The following is an 18465-nucleotide window of genomic DNA, read 5'->3' as shown; positions in this document are numbered from 1 at the left end:
CGTCACCCACCCCTCCCCACCCAAGGAGCATCATGACCGCCACCGCCCTCCCCACCACCGAGGACCTGCGCACCCGCGCCCGCGCCGCCCTCGCCCGCGTCGGCGTCACCGTCGAGGAAGGCGGCGACTTCCACGCCCGCAGCCCGATCACCGGTGAGGACCTCTTCGGCCTGCGTGCCGCCACCGCCGCCGACACCGAGGAAGCGCTCGCCGCCTCCCGCGAAGCATTCCTCACCTGGCGCACCACCCCGGCGCCCCGCCGCGGCGAGCTCGTCCGCCGCCTGGGGGAGTTGCTGCGGGAGCACAAGAACGACCTGGGCGACCTCATCACCATCGAGGCGGGCAAGATCCGCTCCGAGGCGCTCGGCGAGGTCCAGGAAATGATCGACATCTGCGACTTCGCCGTAGGTCTGTCCCGCCAGCTCTACGGCCGGACGATCGCCTCCGAGCGCCCCGGCCACCGTCTCGCCGAAACCTGGCACCCGCTCGGTGTGGTCGGGGTGATCTCGGCGTTCAACTTCCCCGCGGCCGTCTGGTCATGGAACACCGCCGTCGCTCTGGCCTGCGGCGACACCGTGATCTGGAAGCCCTCCGAGCTCACCTCGCTGATCTCGCTCGCCTGCACCCGGCTGCTGGACCGGGCCGCCGAGGAGGTCGGTGCGCCGCGTGACGTGCACCGCCTGCTGCTGGGTGACCGCACCGTCGGGGAAAAGCTCGTCGACGATCCCCGGGTCGCGCTGGTCAGCGCCACCGGCTCGACCCGTATGGGGCGCGAGGTCGGCCCCCGCGTCGCGGCCCGCTTCGGCCGCAGCCTGCTGGAGCTCGGCGGGAACAACGCCGCCGTCGTCGCCCCCTCCGCCGACCTGGACCTCGCCGTCCAGGGCATCGTCTTCGCCGCGGCCGGCACCGCGGGGCAGCGCTGCACCACCCTGCGCCGTCTCATCGTCCACCAGGACATCGCCGACACCCTCATCGCCCGGCTGACCGCCGCCTACCAGAAGCTCCCCATCGGCGACCCCTTCGACGAGACCACCCTCGTCGGGCCGCTCATCACCCCGCAGGCGCTGGACACCATGCAGGACGCCCTCGTCCGCGCACAGGCGGAGGGCGGCAAGATCCTGGCCGGCGGCAACCGGCGCCTCACCGACGCCGCACCCCGGGCCAGTTACGTCGAGCCGGTCATCGTCCGCGTCGACGCACAGACCGACGTGGTCCGCGAGGAGACCTTCGCGCCCATCCTGTACGTCCAGACCTACGAGACCCTGGAGGAGGCCATCGCGCTGCACAACGATGTCCCGCAGGGCCTCTCGTCCAGCATCTTCACCCGTGACCAGCAGGAGGCCGAGCTCTTCCTGTCGGCGGAGGGCTCCGACTGCGGTATCGCCAACGTCAACATCGGTACCTCCGGAGCCGAGATCGGCGGCGCCTTCGGTGGCGAGAAGGAGACCGGCGGCGGCCGCGAGTCCGGTTCCGACGCCTGGCGCGCGTACATGCGCTCCGCCACCAACACCATCAACTACTCCAGCCGGCTCGCCCTCGCCCAGAACGTCAGCTTCCTTTAGGCCACGACTGCTTGACGGACCGTCACCCGCGTGAGCGGAACCCGTGCCCCCGCCCTGGCTCCCCAGCCGCGGCGGGGGTTCGTCATGTCGCGGAGGGCTCGGAGCCGGATCCGGCAGCAGTCACAAGCACCAGTAGGTGCCCGGATATCGGGCATCATCTGCCGTTTTTCGACAAACCTCGCTCCACGCGGGGACATCCGTTGACGCCATGAGGGTCGCGGTGTGATGGTACGGCGGCTTGGGTCATGGACATGCCTTCTCCTGCCGCGCACGAGCCCCACCTCGTCGCAGCCGGCCGGACGACAAGGCGCTGCCACGGCCCGGCGCTCCACCAGAACCTCCGTCGGTAGCACTCCCTACCCCCTCAAGGAGTCATGGTGTTTCGAAGATTCGCGGTGGCCGGGGTATCCCTCGCCGCCACCATCGGAGCGGCCGCACTGGCCGTGGCCCCCACGGCCGCGGCGACCCCCCGGACCCACCCGCCACACTCCGCGATAACCACCGGTCAGACCGCACGCAGCGCTCCCGCCACCGCGGCCAACGGCCCCGTCGCCGACCGCACTTCGGCCGCCGATGCCCCGGACATCGACGTGACCAAGGTCCAGGCACATCTCACCGAACTGAACGCCATCGCCACCCGCAACGGCGGCAACCGCAAGTCCAGCGGACAGGGCTACCGGGACTCCGTCGCCTACGTCAAGAACAAGCTCCAGGCGGCCGGCTACACCGTCACCGAACAGCCCTGCACCTCCGGCTGCGCCAGTGGAGCCGGACCCAACCTGATCGCCGAATGGCCGCAGGGCGACGCCACCAAGGTGTATATGTTCGGCTCCCACCTCGACAGCGTCGGCGCCGGTCCGGGCATCAACGACAACGGCTCCGGCTCGGCCGCGCTGCTGGAGACGGCACTGACCCTCGCGGAACAGCACCCCGCCATGGCCGCCCGGGTCCGCTTCGGCTGGTGGACCGACGAGGAACAGGGCCTCAACGGCTCCGACTTCTACGTCGGTTCGCTCTCCACCGCCGAGCGGTCAAAGATCAAGGCGTACTACAACTTCGACATGATCGCCTCGACCAACGGCGGCTACTTCATCAACCACGTCAACTCCACCGCCGCCCAGCCGATGAAGGCGTACTGGGACTCCCTCAGCCTCCAGCCCGAGGAGAACACCGAGGGCGCCGGGCGCTCCGACGACTACTCCTTCGAGCAGGCCGGCATCCCGACCTCCGGATACGCGATGGGGGCCAGTGCCAGGAAGACCTCGGCGCAGGCGGCCAAGTGGGGCGGCACCGCCAGCCGGGCCTACGACCCCTGCTACCACCAGTCCTGCGACACCACCGGCAACATCAACGCCACGGGACTGAACCGCAGCGTCGACGGCATCGCCTACACCCTGTGGAAGCTCGCCGTCACCAACTCCACCCCGGCGAACGACTTCTCCCTGGCCACCAGCCCGGCCACCGGCAGCGTCGACCCGGGCGCCTCGGCCACCAGCACCGTCTCCACGGCCACCACCAGCGGATCCGCCCAGACGGTGCAGCTGTCGGCCACCGGCGCTCCGGCCGGGGTGACCGTCTCCTTCAACCCCGCCTCGGTGACCTCCGGCGGCAGCTCGGCCATGACCGTCGCCACGACCTCGGCCACCGCACCGGGCACCTACCCCCTCACGATCACCGGTACCGGGTCCGTCACCCACACCACGACCTACACCCTGACCGTCCGGGGAAGCGGCGGCTGCACCGCCCAACAGCTCCTCACCAACGGCGGATTCGAGAGCGGCACCACACCCTGGACGGGTGACACCGGGACGATCGGCGCCCACGCCGGTCAGGCCGCCCACAGCGGCAGCAGATTCGCCTGGCTCGGCGGCTACGGCTCCTCCACCACCGACACTCTCAGCCAGGCGGTGACCGTGCCCGCCGGATGCGCCAAGGCCACCTTGACCTACTGGCTGCACATCGACACCGATGAGACCGACCGCGTCGCCTACGACACCTTCAAGGTCAAGGTGGGCAGCACCACCCTGACGACCCTCTCCAACACCGACGCCGCCAGTGGCTACACCCAGCGCACCCTGGACCTGAGCCGCTACGTCGGACAACGCATCACGCTGACCTTCACCGCCACCGAAGACGCCAGTCTCCAGAGCAGCTTCGTCGTCGACGACGTGGCGCTCCAGACCGGCTGATCCCGGCCGATCCCGGCTGAGCTTGGCCGATCCCGGCCGATCCCGGCTGCTCCGACGGCATCGGAGGGGCGAGGGCTGGAGTGCCTCGCCCCTCCGGTGCCGGGGGCGTCCCGGTGCCGGGGGCGTCAGACCGTCGTTTCGCCCGTCGGGTAGCACGCCGCGCTGTAGTGGCCCCGGTCGCCGGTGGGTGTCCAGCCGCCGATGCCGTGGTCCGGGTCGGCGAGGGCGAAGCCGTTCTCGTGCAGTTGCTCGCCGAGCGGGACGGCGGGGAAGCCGCTGCCGTCGGGGGTGTCCTCGACGGGCCACAGGGTGACGAGCAGGGCCTCGGTGTCGCCGGTCTCGGGCTCGCGGTCGAGGCTGGCGATTTCGAGGTGCCAGCGACCGTTCCGGACGAAAGCCTCGGCGCGGAACACCGCTCGTACCGTCCGGGCGTTCTGATGGGTCTCGGTCATGCGAGAGGAACTCCTGTCATGAGGCAGGGGAGTGGTCGGCGTGCGGTGCGGCTTCCGGTGGGCGTGGGGTGACGCGCGAGGGAGGCCGCTCATGCGGCGTGGCCTGGGGTGGCGCGGTCAGACGTTGCGCCACCGGGCCATGACGAACGAGAAGAGGCCGAACAGGGCGAGGCCCGCGGCGATCGCGGCGAGCAGCCAGGGACCGGCCGAAGTGTCCGCGAAGGAGCGGAGGGTGTCATCCATGCCCTTGGCCCGGTCGGGGTCGTAGGTCACCGCGGCCCTGACGACGAACACCCCGGCGGCCGCGAACACCCCACCGCGGGCGAGCCCGCCGGATATGCCGAGCACATCGACCCCGCGCCGGAGCCGTGGCGACATTCCGCTCCGGTCGAGATGTTCGTGGAACGAGCGGAGGGCCGCGCGCACCGCGATCCAGACCCCGGCGACGGCTATGCCCACGCCCGCGGCGGCCACCAGCCAGGGGCCACCGGGCAGGCCCAGCGCCTGGGCCGTGGCATCCCGGGACTGCTGGTCGCTCGCCCCGCTTCCACTGCCCTTCTCACCTGCCGCGAAGGACACGACGGAGAACGACACCACGGCATAGAACACGAAGCGGGCGAACGACAGCAGTCGGGTACCGGCCTTGTGCCCGTCGGGCCCGGCCGCGCCGAACCCCGCCTCGGACAGGCGCCACAGCGCCATCCCCGCCAGGCCCAGACCGAGCGCCCAGATCATCACGTTGCCGAACGGCCGGGCGGCGAGCTCTGCCAGCGCCCCGCCCCGATCGGCCTGCTCACCGGAGTCACCGAACGCGATCCGCAGGGCCAGCACCCCCACCAGGAGGTAGATCACGCCCCGTGCCACGAAACCACCACGTGCCGCGACGCGGACCGCGGAGCTGCGCGCCGCGCGGTGGGCCGTACCTCGTCCGAGAGGGGGTACCGCGGTGGTGGGGTGCATATGTGGCCTCCAGAGGCGTGACCCAGCCGTTGGGTGCACTCCGTTTGCCCCTGGCCGCAGAACGGAAACCACCGGGCCCGCCGGCCGCAGCCGGTCCGCGTATGCCGTCCGAAGCCGGTCCGCGTACGCCAGCGTCGTCCCGCTCTGCCGCGACGGCGCCCCCGGCGCGGACCGCGTCACGGGGCGTCCGTGCCGGGCGTGGTCCACGGGGTGGGCAGGGCGGTGGCGGGGGTGGTGTGCTCGGGGAGACCGGCGAGGGCTTCGACGCGGGCGGGGCGGTACGGGGTGGGGCCGCTCCACTCCAGCAGCAGCACGGTGGCGTCGTCCTCGAGCCGTCCGTCGTGGTAGGCGAGATGACGCCGGATCAGCCGGCGCAGCGTCTCGGGTACGGGCAGACCGTCGGCATGGTGCTGGATGAGGAAGTCGGAGAAGCTCTCCAGGCCGAATTCTTCTCCCTTGTGATCACGTGCCTCGGTGATGCCGTCGGTATAGAGCAACAGCCGGTCACCGGGCTCCAGTTGGTCCCGGTGGAGTGTGGGCGGCACGCCCAGGTCGGTGCCCATGGGAGGGGCGGGCGAGCAGGACAGGGTCATGGCCGTACGCCCCTTGCGGATGATGACCGGCGGTGGGTGTCCGAGGCTGGTCCAGGTCAGTGCTCCGGTGCCGGCGTTCAGCTCGGCGAGGATGCCGGTGGCGAAGCGGTTCGAGCTGAACTGCGCCACGAGGGCCCGTTCCACCGCTTCGGCGATCTCCAGGATGCCGCAGTCCTGCCGGCGGTGGTTTCGGCTGGCGGCGAGCGCGAGGTTCGCGGTCAGCCCGGCGGCCGTGTCATGGCCCATGGCGTCGAAGAGCGCCAGGTGTACGGTCTCCTCGGCGACGGCGTAGTCGAACACATCGCCGCTGACCTCATAGGCGGGCTCCATCACCGCGCTGATCAGCACCCGGTCGGTGGCGAAGGTCCGGGGCGGCATGACACGCCACTCCATCTCCGCTGCCACATTCATCCTGCGGCGTCGTACCAGCCGGGCGTAGGTATCGCTCCCCCCTCTCTTGCTGACCATCATCAAGGCGACCAGCCCGCCGAGGTTGCGCAGGTCCTGGGCCGCTTGGGCATCCATCTCCGAGCCCGGGGCGGCGGTGGCGCGCAGCACTCCCAGCCGTTCGGTGCCGTCCAGCATCGGCACCCACCACCGGCCCGCCTCGGAGGTGCTGCCCGCGACGATGGCCCCGGTCTGGAACGCCCGGCCGGCGAGCGTGCCTTCCACCCGCACCACATCCGCCGCCGGCTCAGTCTCCTCTCCGGAACCGCACGCCTGCCCGCCGAGCCGGCACAGAATGACCTGCTGGAGATCGGCGAGGTAGATCTGCACGTCCAGCCAGCCGACCTTGGCCGCGTGCTTGGCGACCAGGTCCGGGATCTGGTCCATGGTCACCACATGGCTCGCGGCGATGATGTCACCCAGCATCCGCCCACGGGCGGCAGGACTGCTCATGGAGGCACCTTTCCTCGGGCATCGGCCCGCTGAGCCGTCCGGCCCGTGGGCTGTCGCTCTCGCGGCATCCCCGGCTGTCCCTGCGGCCGGCGGCGATGCCTGTGCTGTCGATGGTGACACCTGGACGGAGCTCGCCGACACCGACGCCGCGGTACGGCACCGAAGCGACACCTCCGGGTTGCGGACGGTGGGCGCTGAGTGACCGGAAACGATGCGTCGCTCGACCTCGACCTCGACCACGACCACCACCACGTCCATGGCCACGACCACGTCCATGACCACGACCCCGGACCGGGCTATGGGCCCCGCGATGCCGTCGCCCGTCCGCAGCTCTGCGGTCGCCACAGCCAGAGGACAGCCAGAGGAGAGCCGCTCGCTCCCTCCTAGAGCGCCAGCCTGGCAACCGCTCCGATCTCCAGTGCCACATAGAGGGCACCGTCCGGCCCGAAGGCCAGTCCATGCGGTTCGGACGAGGCGATCGGCAGGTCGTACTCCTCGATGCGGCCGTCAGGGGTGATGGAACCGATGCGGTTGGCTCCCCATTCGGTGAACCAGCACTCACCGGCCGGTCCGGCGACGATCGCATGGGGCCGGGACGCAGGGTCCGGGAGGGGAAACTCGTCGATTCGGCCGTCGGTGGTGATCCGGCCGATCCGGCCGGCGCCTATCTCCACGAACCAGAGTGCGCCGTCCCCGCCACAGGTGATGCCGACCGGCGCGGCGTTCTCGGTGGGGAGGGAGTGGAGGGTGATGTCCCCGTCGAAGCTGATGCGGCCGATCGCATGCGCTTGATTGAGGGTGAACCACAGGGCATCATCCGGCCCGGCGGTGAGGGCTGAGGGGAACGCGCCGCTGAGCGGCAGCGGAAATTCCGTCACCCGGCCGTCCGTGGTGATCCGGCCGATCCGGTCGCCGTGCAGCTGGGTGAACCACAGAGCTCCATCGGGGGCGGACGCCATGCCGAAGGGACCACCCCCCGGAGTGGGGAGGGGGAATGAGCTCATCTCGCCGGCCACGGTGATCCTGCCGATCCGGTGGTCCCGGCTTCGGGTGAACCACAAGGCGCCGTCGGGGCCCGAGGTGATGACGGACGGCCCGCAGGACGCGGAGTCGAGGGCGTAGTGGTCGAGTTGGCCGTCCGGGGTCAGGCGGGCGATCTGCCCCGCGTGGACCAAGGTGCACCACAGTGCGCCATCCGGCCCGCTGGTGAGGGCGTACGGGCCCGCGTCCGCGTCGGAGACGGGGATCTGCTGGAACGAGGCGGTACGTCGGGTCATCGGTGGGGCTGGTCCTTTCAGCGGGGTGCGGGGTGCGGGGTGCGGGGTGCCGGGCCGTGGTCGGGGGTTGGGGGAGCGGGTGTACGTGCGGGAGCGGCAGCGTCGGGGCAGGGGCCGATCAGAGTCGCTACTGCTACATCAGTTGCATTAAGAATGCTGTCACGATGCCGCCGCGGAAGCAACAAGAATTTTTGGCGAGGTCTCCGCCGCGTGGCGTCAGCGAGGGAGCGGGTGGAGCGGCTGGAGGGCCCGAGATCGCCCGCAACTCTCCGCTGGAGCGCGGCCTGCCTCCGGAATCGCCAACGACACGCACACCGCGGTCAGTTGGTTGCCCGCCGAGGGAACGGTGCCCGCCGCCCGCATTCACCGGAATTCCCCGTCGCCACCGCCCGCGCGGGCCAACGCACCGGAACGAGTGGACATGCATGTGTCTGCGTCGGGTAGGGGATCGTGCGACGGGGGCTCAGCAACAAGGCGGGAGCCAGAGCATGAGGACCAACAGCACCATGGCGGCCGGAATGGAGCCGGAGACCACGTCGAAGGTGTGTGCCGTCCCGGCTCCGACGGTGCTGCCGCACATCGAGGCGCCGCAGCGCGTCGCCCCTGCCGACGCACGGGAGTTGTCCAAGCTCTTCCTCGCGCGGCTGGAGACGGTGGAGGAGGGCACGCCCGAGTACCAGTACGTGCGGAACACCCTCATCGAGATGAACCTCTCCCTGGTGCGCTATGTCGCCCGCCGTTTCTCCAGCCGCAGGGAATCCATGGAGGACGTTCTCCAGGTCGGGACGATCGGTCTGATCAAGGCGATCGACCGCTATGACCCCTCCCGTGACGTGGAGTTCACCACGCTGGCCGTCCCCTACATCCAGGGCGAGATCAAGCGGTTCTTCCGTGACACCACCTGGTCGGTGCGGGTGCCACGGCGCCTCCAGGAGCTCCGGATCGACCTCGCCCGGGCCCGGGAGGAGCTGGAGGGGGAGGGCAGCCACGAGCCGTCCGTCGCGGAGCTCGCCGACCACCTCGGCATGCCCGAGAACGAGGTGGAGGAAGGTCTGGTGGCCTGCAACGGCTACGACAGCGACTCCATCGACCGGCCCATCCAGGCCGGCGGTGGCGGCAAGCAGCAGACCGGTCTCGTCGCCGACCTCATGGGCGCCGAGGACCCCGCCCTCGGTCTCGCCGAGGACATCCAGGCACTCAAGCCGCACCTGGCCAAGCTCGACGACCGCGACCGCACCCTCCTCCAGCTGCGCTTCGGGGCGGAGATGACGCAGGCCGAGATCGGCGAGGAGCTCGGCCTCTCCCAGATGCATGTCTCGCGCCTGCTGACCCGCGCCTGCACCACCCTGCGCGAGGGATTGCTCGCCGAGGGATGAAGCGCCCGCCGTGACGGTGACCCAGAGGCGTGACGAGGAAGTGGCCGGCAGTCAGGGCCGCCGCCGACCGGGTGCGGGTCCACCCCACGTGGTGCCGCGCTCGTCCGTGGTCAGCCGGCCTGGTCGCTGTCCTTCAAGCTGCCCCAGCCGTGCCATCGGTCGATCTCGATCCAGGCGCTGACCCGACCGCGGTCCCGCTGCGGGTACGGCTTGCCGAGGTAGTGCTGTGCCAGTCGGTCGATATCGGCGAACGTGTCGTCCGCGCGGATTTCCGCGACGTGGCCGATGAGGCTGAGGTGGGTGTACCAGTTGCCGTCGTCCAGCACGGTGAGGGCGACCCGGGGATCGTTGCGGAGGTGCGCCAGCCGTTTGCGGCCCTCATCCATGTTGACCAGCACCCGGCCGTTGTCCCAGAGGTACCAGGTAGCCGTGGAGACCGGCTGTCCGTCCGTACGCAGCGTCGTGATGACCGCCGGGTTCGCCTTCGCCAACAGGGTGACTGCCGCCTCGGGAAGCGGTGGTTTCGACATTGAGGTGCCCTCCACTACGGTGCCGCCCGCCGGTCGGGACGTCCGACATGACCGACATCAACGACTGTACTCAGCCCACCTCTCACCTTCCTGCTGACCGGGGCGACGGGGCGACGGGGCGACGGGGCGACAGGGCGACCGCGGCCCACCCCGCCCCACGCCCGCGTCCTATTCGGCGGCCACCGGCCGGGAGGGGCACCGTTCGACCGGCTCGTCCATGGCATCCGATACCCCCGGTCCCACCGGGGCGACGGCCGGCTTCCGGAGCAGCAGCATCGCGGCGTCGTCGTGGAGCTCCCCGCCCACGTGCGTGAGCAGATCCTCATGGAGCGCGGCGAGCGTGCGGGACGGCTCGTCCGAGAGATGCACCGCCAGCCGCTCCCCGAGCGGGTAGAACTGCCGCTCGTGGTCGCGGGCCTCGGTCACGCCATCGGTGTAGAAGAGCAGCTGGTTCCCGTCCGCCAGCGCTACTTCCTGGAGGACCGGGGTTTCGTCGGCCAGGGCCCGCAATCCGAGCGGTGGGGTCGGCCGGGCAGGCTCCACGTGCAGCACGCCCGAGCCCTGCACCAGCAGCGGAGCGGCGTGCCCGCAGTTGACCAGCTCCATCCGGTCGGCTTCGGGGTAGCCGGCGATCACCGCGGTGACGAAGTCGTCCGGGCCGAGGTTGCGTGCCAGGCTCCGTTCGATGCGGTGGACGACATCGAGGAGATCCGGTTCGTCGTAGGCGGCTTCCCGGAACACACCCAGGACGAGGGCGGCGACGCCGACCGCCGGCAGTCCTTTGCCGCGGACGTCGCCGACGATGAGCCGGATGCCGAAGGGGGTGGGCACCAGTGCGTACAGGTCCCCGCCGATCCGTGCCTCGGCCGCGGCGGCGCTGTACCGGACCGCCGCCTGGAAAGGCCCTACGGTCGCGGGGACCGGCTTGAGGAAGGCGTGCTGCGCGGCCTCGGCGACCGAGCGGACCGCGGCCAGCACCTGTTCCCGACGCCTGCGCAGGGCACCGGCCAGACTGCTGGCGAGGGTCACGGCGGACAGGGTGGTCAGCACGATCGCCAGCTCACGGTCCGGCGTCCCGGCATGGATCCCGATGGCCGCCCCCAGGCCCACGGCCAGCGCACCGATACGGAGCACCCCCCACGGCCCGCTGGTCGCGGCGGCCAGTGCGGGACCGACGGCGAGCAGCGGCAGCCAGCTCATCCCGGTGCCGCCCGTCAGGGCGAGGAGCGTGACGGCCGCGATGATCAGAACCGGTACTACGGAGGCGAAGTGCCGGCGGACGCCCGCGCCGCCGGACGGTGCCTCGCCCCGCGGCGGGACGGGGCGCCGGGCAGCCCTCCGCAGAGCGGAGAACGGATGCGCAAGCTGCCACTGCGGCTGGTGATCGTGGTGGATTCGGGCTGGGCGCATCCTCGTCCGCGGCTCGCTTCCCTGCTCAGGGCACTTACGTACCTAAATGTCCGTTTCATCTAGGAAACGGGTGCCGGAGCGGCGGCCGCAAGGACCGGAATTTCAGATAGTGAGCGACAGTCCCCTGGTCACGCGGTCCGCGGTCGAAATCAGCCGGTTCCGGATCTCGTCGATGCGGGCCACCCGGTCCGCCCGGAGGGACACACCGAGGGAGCCGAGTATCTCGCCGCTGTATACCGGTACCGCGACACAGAACGTCCCCAGGGCGTACTCCTCCATGTCCGTCACCGCCGGTGTCAGGGGTGTGGTGCCGAGCCGTCGGAGGAGTTCGGCGCGGCCGGTGATGGTGCGCGGGGTGAGGTCGGCAAGGGGATGCCGTGCGAGGTAGTCGTCGCGGGCCTCGTCGTCCAGCTCGCGCAGCACACACTTGCCCAGCGCCGTGGCGTGCCCGGCGTCCTCGAAGCCCACCCAGACGTCCACCCGCGGCGCCCGCGGACCGTCGACGATCTCGGCGACCCGGATCTCGCCGTCCTCGTAGAAGGTCAGGTAGGCGGCGGCCGAGAGCTCGTCCCGTAGCGCCGCGAGCGCGGGGCGGACCCGGCTCAGCAACGCCTGGCTCCGTCCGCCGGCATGCAGTGTGGTCAGTTTCTCGCCCAGCACAAAACCGCCGTCGTCCAGCTTCCGGAGGTATCCGTCGTGCGCCAGCGTGCGCAGCAGGTGGTACGTGGTGGCCAGGGGCAGCCCGGTCTCCCGTGCCAGCTGCTTCGCCGGCGCACCGCCCTCGTGCACGCCGACCGCCTCCATCAGCCGGAAGGCTCGCTGGACGGAGGTGATGAGGGTGGGGCCCTCGCTGTTGCCCATATGTTCAGCCTGCCCCTGGCGCCCCACCCGGGCAAGGGCCGTCCCGCCGGAGATCACCCTCGTTCGCGGACGGTATGCACCGCGGCACACACGGCAGGCAAGGCGATCGCCGGCGAGGCGATCGGGAATGCTGCGGGGCGGTGATCAGATCTCGTCCCAGGGGGCGGCCCCGTACAGCCTCCGCACCGTGCGCACCAGCTCCGTGTCCGCCGGATACGGGGTGTCGTCGATCGCCGAGACGGCGGCCACCCCTTGGGAGTTGCAGACGAACGCCCCGTCGAAGGAGGCCAACTCGTTTGTGTGGACCGGTCGTTGTGTCCAAGGGATGCCGGCCCGGTCCAGTTCCTGCCGGAGCACCAGCATGGTGGTCCCCTGGAGGGCGGGTGCGTCGGGCCAGACGACCGTGGCGCCCTCGATGAAGCCGATGTTGGTGATCGCGCCCTCGGCCACCGCACCGTCCGGCGCCACGAGCAGCGCCTCGTCGTACCCCTCCTGCCGCACCCGGTCCAGGTGGTACCGCTGCCCGAAGCCGCCGAGATGCTTGAGATGGGCCGCGGGCCGCTGGTACTGCACACTGCGCAGCCGGTATGCGGTCTCGGGCTCGGGCACCGGGGGACGGACGGTCACCACCGTGACCGGTCCGTCGCCGGGCTCGGGATGGTAGACGTACACGCGGACGGCCGCGTCGTGGCTCCGGTCCCGCAGAGCATGGCGGATCCTGCCGCGGACCAGCTCGCCGTCCAGCTCCACACCGAAGAGCTCACGGGTGGCCGCGTCCAGCCGCCGCAGATGGAAATCCAGCCCGCGTACCCGGCCTCCCCGGACCTGCATGGCCGTGAAATGCCCCTGGCCGCTCAGCATCTCGAACAGCAGGGGATCGGCCTCGGTGGCACGGCCGTTGATCTCTATGTGGGGCGTGGACGAGTCGGTCATGATCAGCATCCTAGGGTGCCCGCCCGCAGCTGGGCAGGCACGTACCGGCCCCGCCGGGAGCGGCGCCGCCCTGGCCCCCGTTGCAGCCCCCTCGGCATCGCTCGCTCCACAACGACAGAACACACATTCGATTACGGGCGTACCCTTGCCGCATGGCCACGCATCTTCAGGGCTCGCTCTTCGATCAGACCGACGAGGTCCGGCTCGGTCCGCTGCGCGGGATGCGCCGGTCCGGACTCGGTGACGGTGCCTGGATCGATCTGCTGCCCGGGTGGCTGAGCGGGGCCGACGCCCTGTTCGAGCAGCTCGCCGCGGAGGTTCCCTGGCAGGCCGAGCGCCGGCGGATGTATGAGCAGGTGGTGGACGTACCGCGGCTGCTCGCCTTCTACCAGGCCGACGACGCCCTGCCGCACCCCGTCCTGGACGAGGCGCGGGACGCCCTCTCCGCCCACTACGCCACCGAGCTCGGCGAACCGTTCACCACGGCCGGCCTCTGCTACTACCGGGACGGCCACGACAGCGTGGCCTGGCACGGCGACCGGATCGGCCGCGGCAGACGGGAGGACACGATGGTCGCGATCCTGTCCGTGGGTGCGCCGCGCGATCTGCTGCTGCGCCCGCGGCGCGGCGGCGGCTCGATACGGCATCCGCTCGGGCACGGCGACCTGCTCGTGATGGGCGGCTCCTGCCAGCGGACCTGGGAGCATGCGATCCCCAAGACCGCCCGAGCGGCCGGGCCGCGGATCAGCATCCAGTTCCGGCCGCACGGCGTGCACTGAACTCCGGGACGGCGTTCCCGCGGCATGGCGGAGGGCCCCCGAGCCGGTGATCGGCTCGGGGGCCCGGGAACTGCTGGGGGCGCCGCGATCAGTGTCTGTGGCACACCAGGTGGCCGCGGTGCCAGGTCCGCGTCCAGTGGCCCGGGTGGCGGTGGCCGTGCCGGTCGCGCCAGGCCGGGTGCCAGACCCGGACCCAGTGTCCGCGGACCATATGACACCGGCCCCGGTCGACATGCTTCGTGGCGGAGTGGTCGCCGTGGTGCGACGGCGTGGCCGAGGCGACCCCCACCGAGGAGAAGGCCGCGCCTCCGGCGAGGGCCACGGTGGCGGCGCCGAGAGCGAGGGCGCGCTTGAACCCGTCAATCATTGCGGATCATGCCTTTCTGCATTGCCGTGATGTTCCTGCCCCGCCGTTGGCCGGGCAGGAATGACCATGCACCGGTGGCGCTCACTCCATCCCGCCAACGTCCATGGTTTTACGCAATGCAGACAGAAGCCGGCGAAAAGCAGAAATCCTATGAAGGCGGTTGATAGGTGCGAAACCGCAGGATGGGGGCCGGACCCGAAAACCTCGACCGGGGCGTGACGGGAATTCTGCGCGCCCCCGGGCCGGCCCGCCTCAATCCGGCGTGTTCTCCTCCAGCAGCGCCACAATGGCTGCGTGCCCCGTCTCCCGGTGGTACTCGGCCGCGTGCGTTCCGTCCGGCGCGCGGACAATGAGTTCGACCAATTCGGTGCCCTCGGGGCGGGGGCTGCGGCGGAACTCGCACCGGCTGTCCGGGGACGCGCCCGCTGCGCCCGCTTTCCGGCGCAGCTCGCTTTCGACGTCCTTGCCGCTCTCCTCGCGGGCCATGTGCCACGCCGTTCGGCCCTGTGCATCGACGAGTTGCGGGCTGGCGCCATGGCGCAACAGGGCCCGTACGACCGCGACCGATCCCCGCTCGGCCGCCACCATCAACGGGGTCCGGTCGCCGTGGCCCGCGTCCGGATCGGCCTGCCCGTCCAACAGGAGCTGAGCGGTGCGGTGGTGGCCGTTGGCGGCCGCCCACATCAGCGGGGTGTAGGAAGTGCCGTCATCCTCCCGGAGGTTGGGGTCGGCGCCGTGGGTGAGCAGTGCGCGCACCACCTCCTCATGGCCCCAGCAGGCGGCCGCGCACAGCGGCAGCCCCTCGCTTCCCGGCTCCCCCCTGCTCTCCGTATCGGGGGTGGCTCCGGCTTCGAGCAGGAGCCGCACGAGGTCCGCCTGTCCCGCCACGGCGGCCAGGTACAACGGCGTCTCCCCGTCGGCGGCCGGCGCGGACGGGGAGGCCCCCTGTCGCAGGAGCGCCGCCACGGTGTCCGCCTGGTCCGCGTAGATGGCGGAGATGAGTTGAGAGGTCAACGCCTCGGTCATGCAGGGTCCTTCCTCGGGGAGCCGGTTCGGCGCAGCGTACGACGTCCCGCCGCAGGCCGCCGCGGCCGTGGCGCACCTGGAGACGGCGGGGTGGGGCGGGGCGCGGCGCGGCGTCCCCGGTGCGACGGGGTGCGACGTCCCCGGTGAGACGGGGCGCGACGTCCCCGGTGAGACGGGGCGCGGCGTGCCGGGCGGGGACGGGGGGGCGGCGTGCCGGGTGGTTCAACTCCCGTTCGGGAAGATCCGGTCCAGGTGATGGCGGAGGATTCCCGCGGCGGCCTCCGGGGTGCGCTGGCCGACCAGGACGCTGGTGCCGAGGCCGGCCGACAGGGCGAGCAGGCTGATTGCCTCGGTACGCACCTCCAGGCCGGGCGGGGTGAGACCGGCCTCGCGCGCCCGCTCCAGCTGGTCGGTCAGCGCGTCCTCGGCGGCATTGGGGCCGTCGATGAACGGCTGTGCGGCCAGCGTCTCGTCCGTCACCGCCAGCACGGCGTAGGCGGTGTGGACGAGGTGAAAGGCCCGGCTCTCCTCGTCGGTCGGGAGGGCTTCGAGGAGTACGGCCTCGATCACCGCCCGCGGCCCCGGCGCTTCCCCGGCAGCCCGGACCCGGTCGGCGACACGGCGGCTGAGTCCGGCCGTCAGCCACTGGAGGCCATGGAGCAGCAGCCTTTCCTTGGTCTCGAAGTAGTACTGCACCAGCCGCAGGGACACCCCCGCCTCGGCGGCCACATCGCGCATCCCGACGGCGTGCAGACCCTGCCGCCCGGCCACTCGGACCAGCGCCTCGGTGATCTGCGCGCGCCGCTCCTCGTGGTCCACCCGCTTCGGCATCAGCCGCTGCCCTCCGCCTCGTTCGTTCCGTCCGACCGCTGGGACCGCTTCATGATACCGCTGTATCACTTTGATGGTACGGTCGTACCACTAAACCTGCTGTCCAGAGGGGGCCTGTCATGACCGAAACCACCACGCGCGACCGTGATCCCGCGGTCGGCCGCTATGTGAACGAGGCCCTGCGGGACCGGTACTTCGCCGCCTGTGACGCGGTCTATGCGCTGGGACCGGCCCCGCAGGGGGAGTTGACGATAGCCACCGGCTTCGGAACCACCCACGTCTACCGGTACGGGCCGGCCGACCCCGATGCCGCCGCCCGGACCCCCGTGGTGCTGGTGCACGGCGCCGGGGGCAACTCGTCGCAGTGGTATCCGAACGTCGCCGCGCTGAGCGCGGAGCGCCCCGTCTACGCGGTCGACACCGTCGGCGACCCGGGCCGCAGCGTGCAGCGCGAACCCATCCACCAGCCCGAACGCGCCGCCCAGTGGCTGGACGAGACGCTCGACGGCCTCGGGCTCGACCAGGTCCACCTCATCGGGTCCTCCTACGGGGGATGGCTCGCGCTGAACCAGGCGCTGCACCGGCCCGGCCGGCTCGCCTCGGTGACCCTGCTGGACCCGGGCGGCCTGGAGAAGGTGGGGGTCCGGTTCTTCGGCTGGGTGTTCCTCAGCCTGCTGGCCACCTTCGCGCCGAAGGCGATGCGACCGCGCCTGGCCGCCTGGCTCGAACAGCCGGTCCTGGTGGTGCCGGAACTACGGACCATGGTGCGGCTGGGCGTCCGCGCCTACCGCATCCGCCGCCCTGCTCCGCTGCCCCTCACCGAGGCCGAACTGCGCAGTATCCGCACCCCGTTGTACGTCCTGCTGGGAAAGCGGAGCCTGCTGGTGCACCCGGAACGGCAGCGGGAACGCGTTCCGCGTCTGGTGCCCGGGGCCCGCGTCGAGATCATCGCCGACACCGGCCACGGACCGCAGATCGACCACGCGGAACAGGTCAACAGCCGCATGCTGGGCTTTATGGACGACATCAACTGAGGCGGCGGTCCCGGCCCTCTGTCACTGCCCGGCCAGTTGCTCCACGGCCGTCAGGACCCGGCCGGCGCCGTCCTCGGTGCCGATCAAGGCCGAGACCTGCCGGGCGCGATGACGGTACCGGGGGTCGTGCACGGCCTTCCGTAGCGCCGCCGCCAGGGTCTCCGTGGACAGCCGCCGGAACGGCACCCTTCCCGGGCTGACCCTGAGTGCCGTGAGGCGCGACGCCCAGAAGGGCTGGTCCAGCATCATCGGCACCGGGACCGCCGGCACCCCCGCGCGCAGGCCGGCCGCCGTGGTGCCGGCCCCCGCGTGATGGACGACGGCCGCCATCCGCGGGAACAACCAGGAGTGCGGCACCTCGCCCACGGTCAGCACATCGTCCCCGTCCACCGACAATCCGGCCCAGCTCGCCTGGATGACACCGCGCACCCCGGCGAGCTTCAGGGCACGGGCCACGAGTCGGCCCAGGCGCTCCGGATCGCTGGGCTGCATACTGCCGAACCCCACGTACACCGGTGGCGGGCCGGAGGACAGGAAGTCCGCGAGCCGGGGCTCCGGCGTCCAGTCGGGGCTCTCCGACGGCCACCAGTAGCCCGCCACCTCCATCCCCCGCCGCCAGTCGGCGGGCCGGGGGACCACCACCGGGCTGAAGCCGTGCTGGACGGGCCAGGTGGCCCGCCGCCGTGCGAGGGCGGCCGGCGACACCCCCAGCCGGCGCTCCACATGGCGGACGCCCGGGGCGAAGGCCCGGGTCAGCAGGGACTCGGCGCACCGTGCCGCGGCCCGGTTGGCGAACGGTCCCATCGACGGCATGTCGAAGATGATCGGCGGGAACTCCCGGGTGGGCGCGAGGGGTTGCAGGAAGACACCGAGGCTGGGCAGCCCCAGTCCCTCCGCCGCCACGAGGCCCAGGGGCGCCAAACCGCTGGACAGCAGGACGACTTCGGCGCCGGCCGCACAGGCATCCGTCACCGCGTCGGCCATCTCCGGTGCCAATTCCCGTGCCAGCTTTATCTGTTCGACCTTGGTAAGACCGGCCCCCGAGCCGCCCTTACCCGGCGCGGCCCCCTCCTGGGAACCCGCTCCGGAGGTGGCGTACCGGTCGAGCGGAAGCGGGCGGAAACCGAGGCCGCTGCGGCGGACCGCCTCGGCCGAGCGCGCATGGGTGGCCATCACCACCCGGTGCCCGGCTTGCCGCAGCCGGGCACCGAGGCCGGTGTAGGGAGCCACGTCGCCGTGCGACCCCGCGGTAGCGATGAGGGTGTGCATAGTCGGCAGTGTTCCGTTCCCTGAGTTCCGGCGATTCCGACCACGTACTGCTTCACTCGGGTGGGCTATCCGCCGCAGCCCCGCGCAGCCGAAAACGCTTGTCTTCCTGCACGGTT

Annotated in this window: 18 protein-coding genes; 6 read left to right on the top strand and 12 right to left on the bottom strand. The window is 71.3% G+C overall.

The window, feature by feature from the left end:
* Nucleotides 1–32: 32 nt before the first annotated feature.
* Nucleotides 33–1562 carry an aldehyde dehydrogenase family protein gene (locus tag ACFWJW_RS05025; protein ID WP_387234998.1) on the top strand — a complete coding sequence of 510 codons (1530 nt, stop codon included), beginning with the start codon at nt 33–35 and terminating at the stop codon, nt 1560–1562.
* Nucleotides 1563–1939: 377 nt separating this feature from the next.
* Nucleotides 1940–3751: a M28 family peptidase gene (locus ACFWJW_RS05020; RefSeq protein ID WP_387235133.1), complete on the top strand. Its 1812-nt coding sequence runs from the start codon at nt 1940–1942 to the stop codon at nt 3749–3751.
* A gap of 125 nt (nt 3752–3876) precedes the next feature.
* Here ACFWJW_RS05020 and ACFWJW_RS05015 read toward each other — a convergent pair whose 3' ends face one another.
* The 3 genes from ACFWJW_RS05015 to ACFWJW_RS05005 form a co-directional block, all read right to left on the bottom strand.
* The gene (locus ACFWJW_RS05015; protein WP_387234995.1) at nt 3877–4203 is read right to left on the bottom strand and encodes a hypothetical protein; all 327 of its coding nucleotides are present in this window, start codon (nt 4201–4203) and stop codon (nt 3877–3879) included.
* A gap of 117 nt (nt 4204–4320) precedes the next feature.
* A complete protein-coding gene (locus tag ACFWJW_RS05010) occupies nt 4321–5163 on the bottom strand; it encodes a DUF1206 domain-containing protein (protein WP_387234992.1) in 843 nt (280 codons plus the stop codon).
* 176 nt (nt 5164–5339) lie between these two features.
* A complete protein-coding gene (locus ACFWJW_RS05005; protein ID WP_387235130.1) occupies nt 5340–6629 on the bottom strand; it encodes a PP2C family protein-serine/threonine phosphatase in 1290 nt (429 codons plus the stop codon).
* A gap of 225 nt (nt 6630–6854) precedes the next feature.
* Here ACFWJW_RS05005 and ACFWJW_RS05000 point away from each other — a divergent pair, with 225 nt between their 5' ends.
* Entirely contained in the window at nt 6855–7043 is a 189-nt protein-coding gene (locus ACFWJW_RS05000) for a hypothetical protein (RefSeq protein ID WP_387234989.1), read from the top strand.
* Here ACFWJW_RS05000 and ACFWJW_RS04995 read toward each other — a convergent pair.
* Nucleotides 7040–7933: a virginiamycin B lyase gene (locus tag ACFWJW_RS04995; protein WP_387234987.1), complete on the bottom strand. Its 894-nt coding sequence runs from the start codon at nt 7931–7933 to the stop codon at nt 7040–7042. The two genes, ACFWJW_RS05000 and ACFWJW_RS04995, sit on opposite strands and share 4 nt — an antisense overlap.
* 488 nt (nt 7934–8421) lie before the next feature.
* On the opposite strand from ACFWJW_RS04995, the gene ACFWJW_RS04990 reads away from it, so the two are divergent.
* Entirely contained in the window at nt 8422–9309 is an 888-nt protein-coding gene (locus ACFWJW_RS04990; RefSeq protein WP_387234984.1) for a SigB/SigF/SigG family RNA polymerase sigma factor, read from the top strand.
* A 110-nt stretch (nt 9310–9419) separates the two neighbouring features.
* Here the strand turns inward: ACFWJW_RS04990 and ACFWJW_RS04985 are convergent, their stop codons facing one another.
* The 4 genes from ACFWJW_RS04985 to ACFWJW_RS04970 form a co-directional block, all read right to left on the bottom strand.
* The gene (locus tag ACFWJW_RS04985) at nt 9420–9839 is read right to left on the bottom strand and encodes a PPOX class F420-dependent oxidoreductase (protein WP_387234981.1); all 420 of its coding nucleotides are present in this window, start codon (nt 9837–9839) and stop codon (nt 9420–9422) included.
* Nucleotides 9840–10007: 168 nt separating this feature from the next.
* A complete protein-coding gene (locus ACFWJW_RS04980; protein WP_387234979.1) occupies nt 10008–11249 on the bottom strand; it encodes a PP2C family protein-serine/threonine phosphatase in 1242 nt (413 codons plus the stop codon).
* Nucleotides 11250–11351: 102 nt separating this feature from the next.
* Nucleotides 11352–12110 carry an IclR family transcriptional regulator gene (locus ACFWJW_RS04975; RefSeq protein WP_387234976.1) on the bottom strand — a complete coding sequence of 253 codons (759 nt, stop codon included), beginning with the start codon at nt 12108–12110 and terminating at the stop codon, nt 11352–11354.
* A gap of 144 nt (nt 12111–12254) precedes the next feature.
* Nucleotides 12255–13043 (bottom strand): aminotransferase class IV, encoded by a 789-nt coding sequence (locus tag ACFWJW_RS04970; RefSeq protein WP_387234973.1) that lies wholly within the window; start codon nt 13041–13043, stop codon nt 12255–12257.
* 152 nt (nt 13044–13195) lie between these two features.
* On the opposite strand from ACFWJW_RS04970, the gene ACFWJW_RS04965 reads away from it, so the two are divergent.
* A complete protein-coding gene (locus ACFWJW_RS04965) occupies nt 13196–13822 on the top strand; it encodes an alpha-ketoglutarate-dependent dioxygenase AlkB (RefSeq protein WP_387234970.1) in 627 nt (208 codons plus the stop codon).
* A gap of 88 nt (nt 13823–13910) precedes the next feature.
* Here the strand turns inward: ACFWJW_RS04965 and ACFWJW_RS04960 are convergent, their stop codons facing one another.
* The 3 genes from ACFWJW_RS04960 to ACFWJW_RS04950 all read right to left on the bottom strand — a co-directional run bounded on the left by ACFWJW_RS04960 (nt 13911) and on the right by ACFWJW_RS04950 (nt 16046).
* Complete coding sequence (locus tag ACFWJW_RS04960; protein ID WP_387234968.1) at nt 13911–14189, bottom strand: hypothetical protein; 279 nt, start codon at nt 14187–14189, stop codon at nt 13911–13913.
* Between the two features lie 252 nt (nt 14190–14441).
* Nucleotides 14442–15215 (bottom strand): ankyrin repeat domain-containing protein, encoded by a 774-nt coding sequence (locus ACFWJW_RS04955; RefSeq protein ID WP_387234966.1) that lies wholly within the window; start codon nt 15213–15215, stop codon nt 14442–14444.
* A gap of 222 nt (nt 15216–15437) precedes the next feature.
* Nucleotides 15438–16046, bottom strand: coding sequence for a TetR/AcrR family transcriptional regulator (locus tag ACFWJW_RS04950; RefSeq protein ID WP_387234963.1), 609 nt, complete (start codon nt 16044–16046; stop codon nt 15438–15440).
* Nucleotides 16047–16165: 119 nt separating this feature from the next.
* Between ACFWJW_RS04950 and ACFWJW_RS04945 the strand changes: the two genes are divergently transcribed.
* Nucleotides 16166–17080, top strand: coding sequence for an alpha/beta fold hydrolase (locus tag ACFWJW_RS04945; protein WP_387234959.1), 915 nt, complete (start codon nt 16166–16168; stop codon nt 17078–17080).
* A 21-nt stretch (nt 17081–17101) separates the two neighbouring features.
* On the opposite strand, the gene ACFWJW_RS04940 is transcribed toward ACFWJW_RS04945, so the two are convergent.
* Nucleotides 17102–18349, bottom strand: coding sequence for a glycosyltransferase (locus ACFWJW_RS04940; RefSeq protein ID WP_387234957.1), 1248 nt, complete (start codon nt 18347–18349; stop codon nt 17102–17104).
* Between the last annotated feature and the right edge of the window lie 116 nt (nt 18350–18465).

Origin of the sequence: Streptomyces sp. NPDC127097 (assembly GCF_042724075.1) — a bacterium.
Classification (GTDB): Bacteria; Actinomycetota; Actinomycetes; order Streptomycetales; family Streptomycetaceae; genus Streptomyces.
The sequence above is the reverse complement of the archived record's forward strand: the minus strand, read 5'-3'. Positions and strand labels throughout refer to the sequence as shown.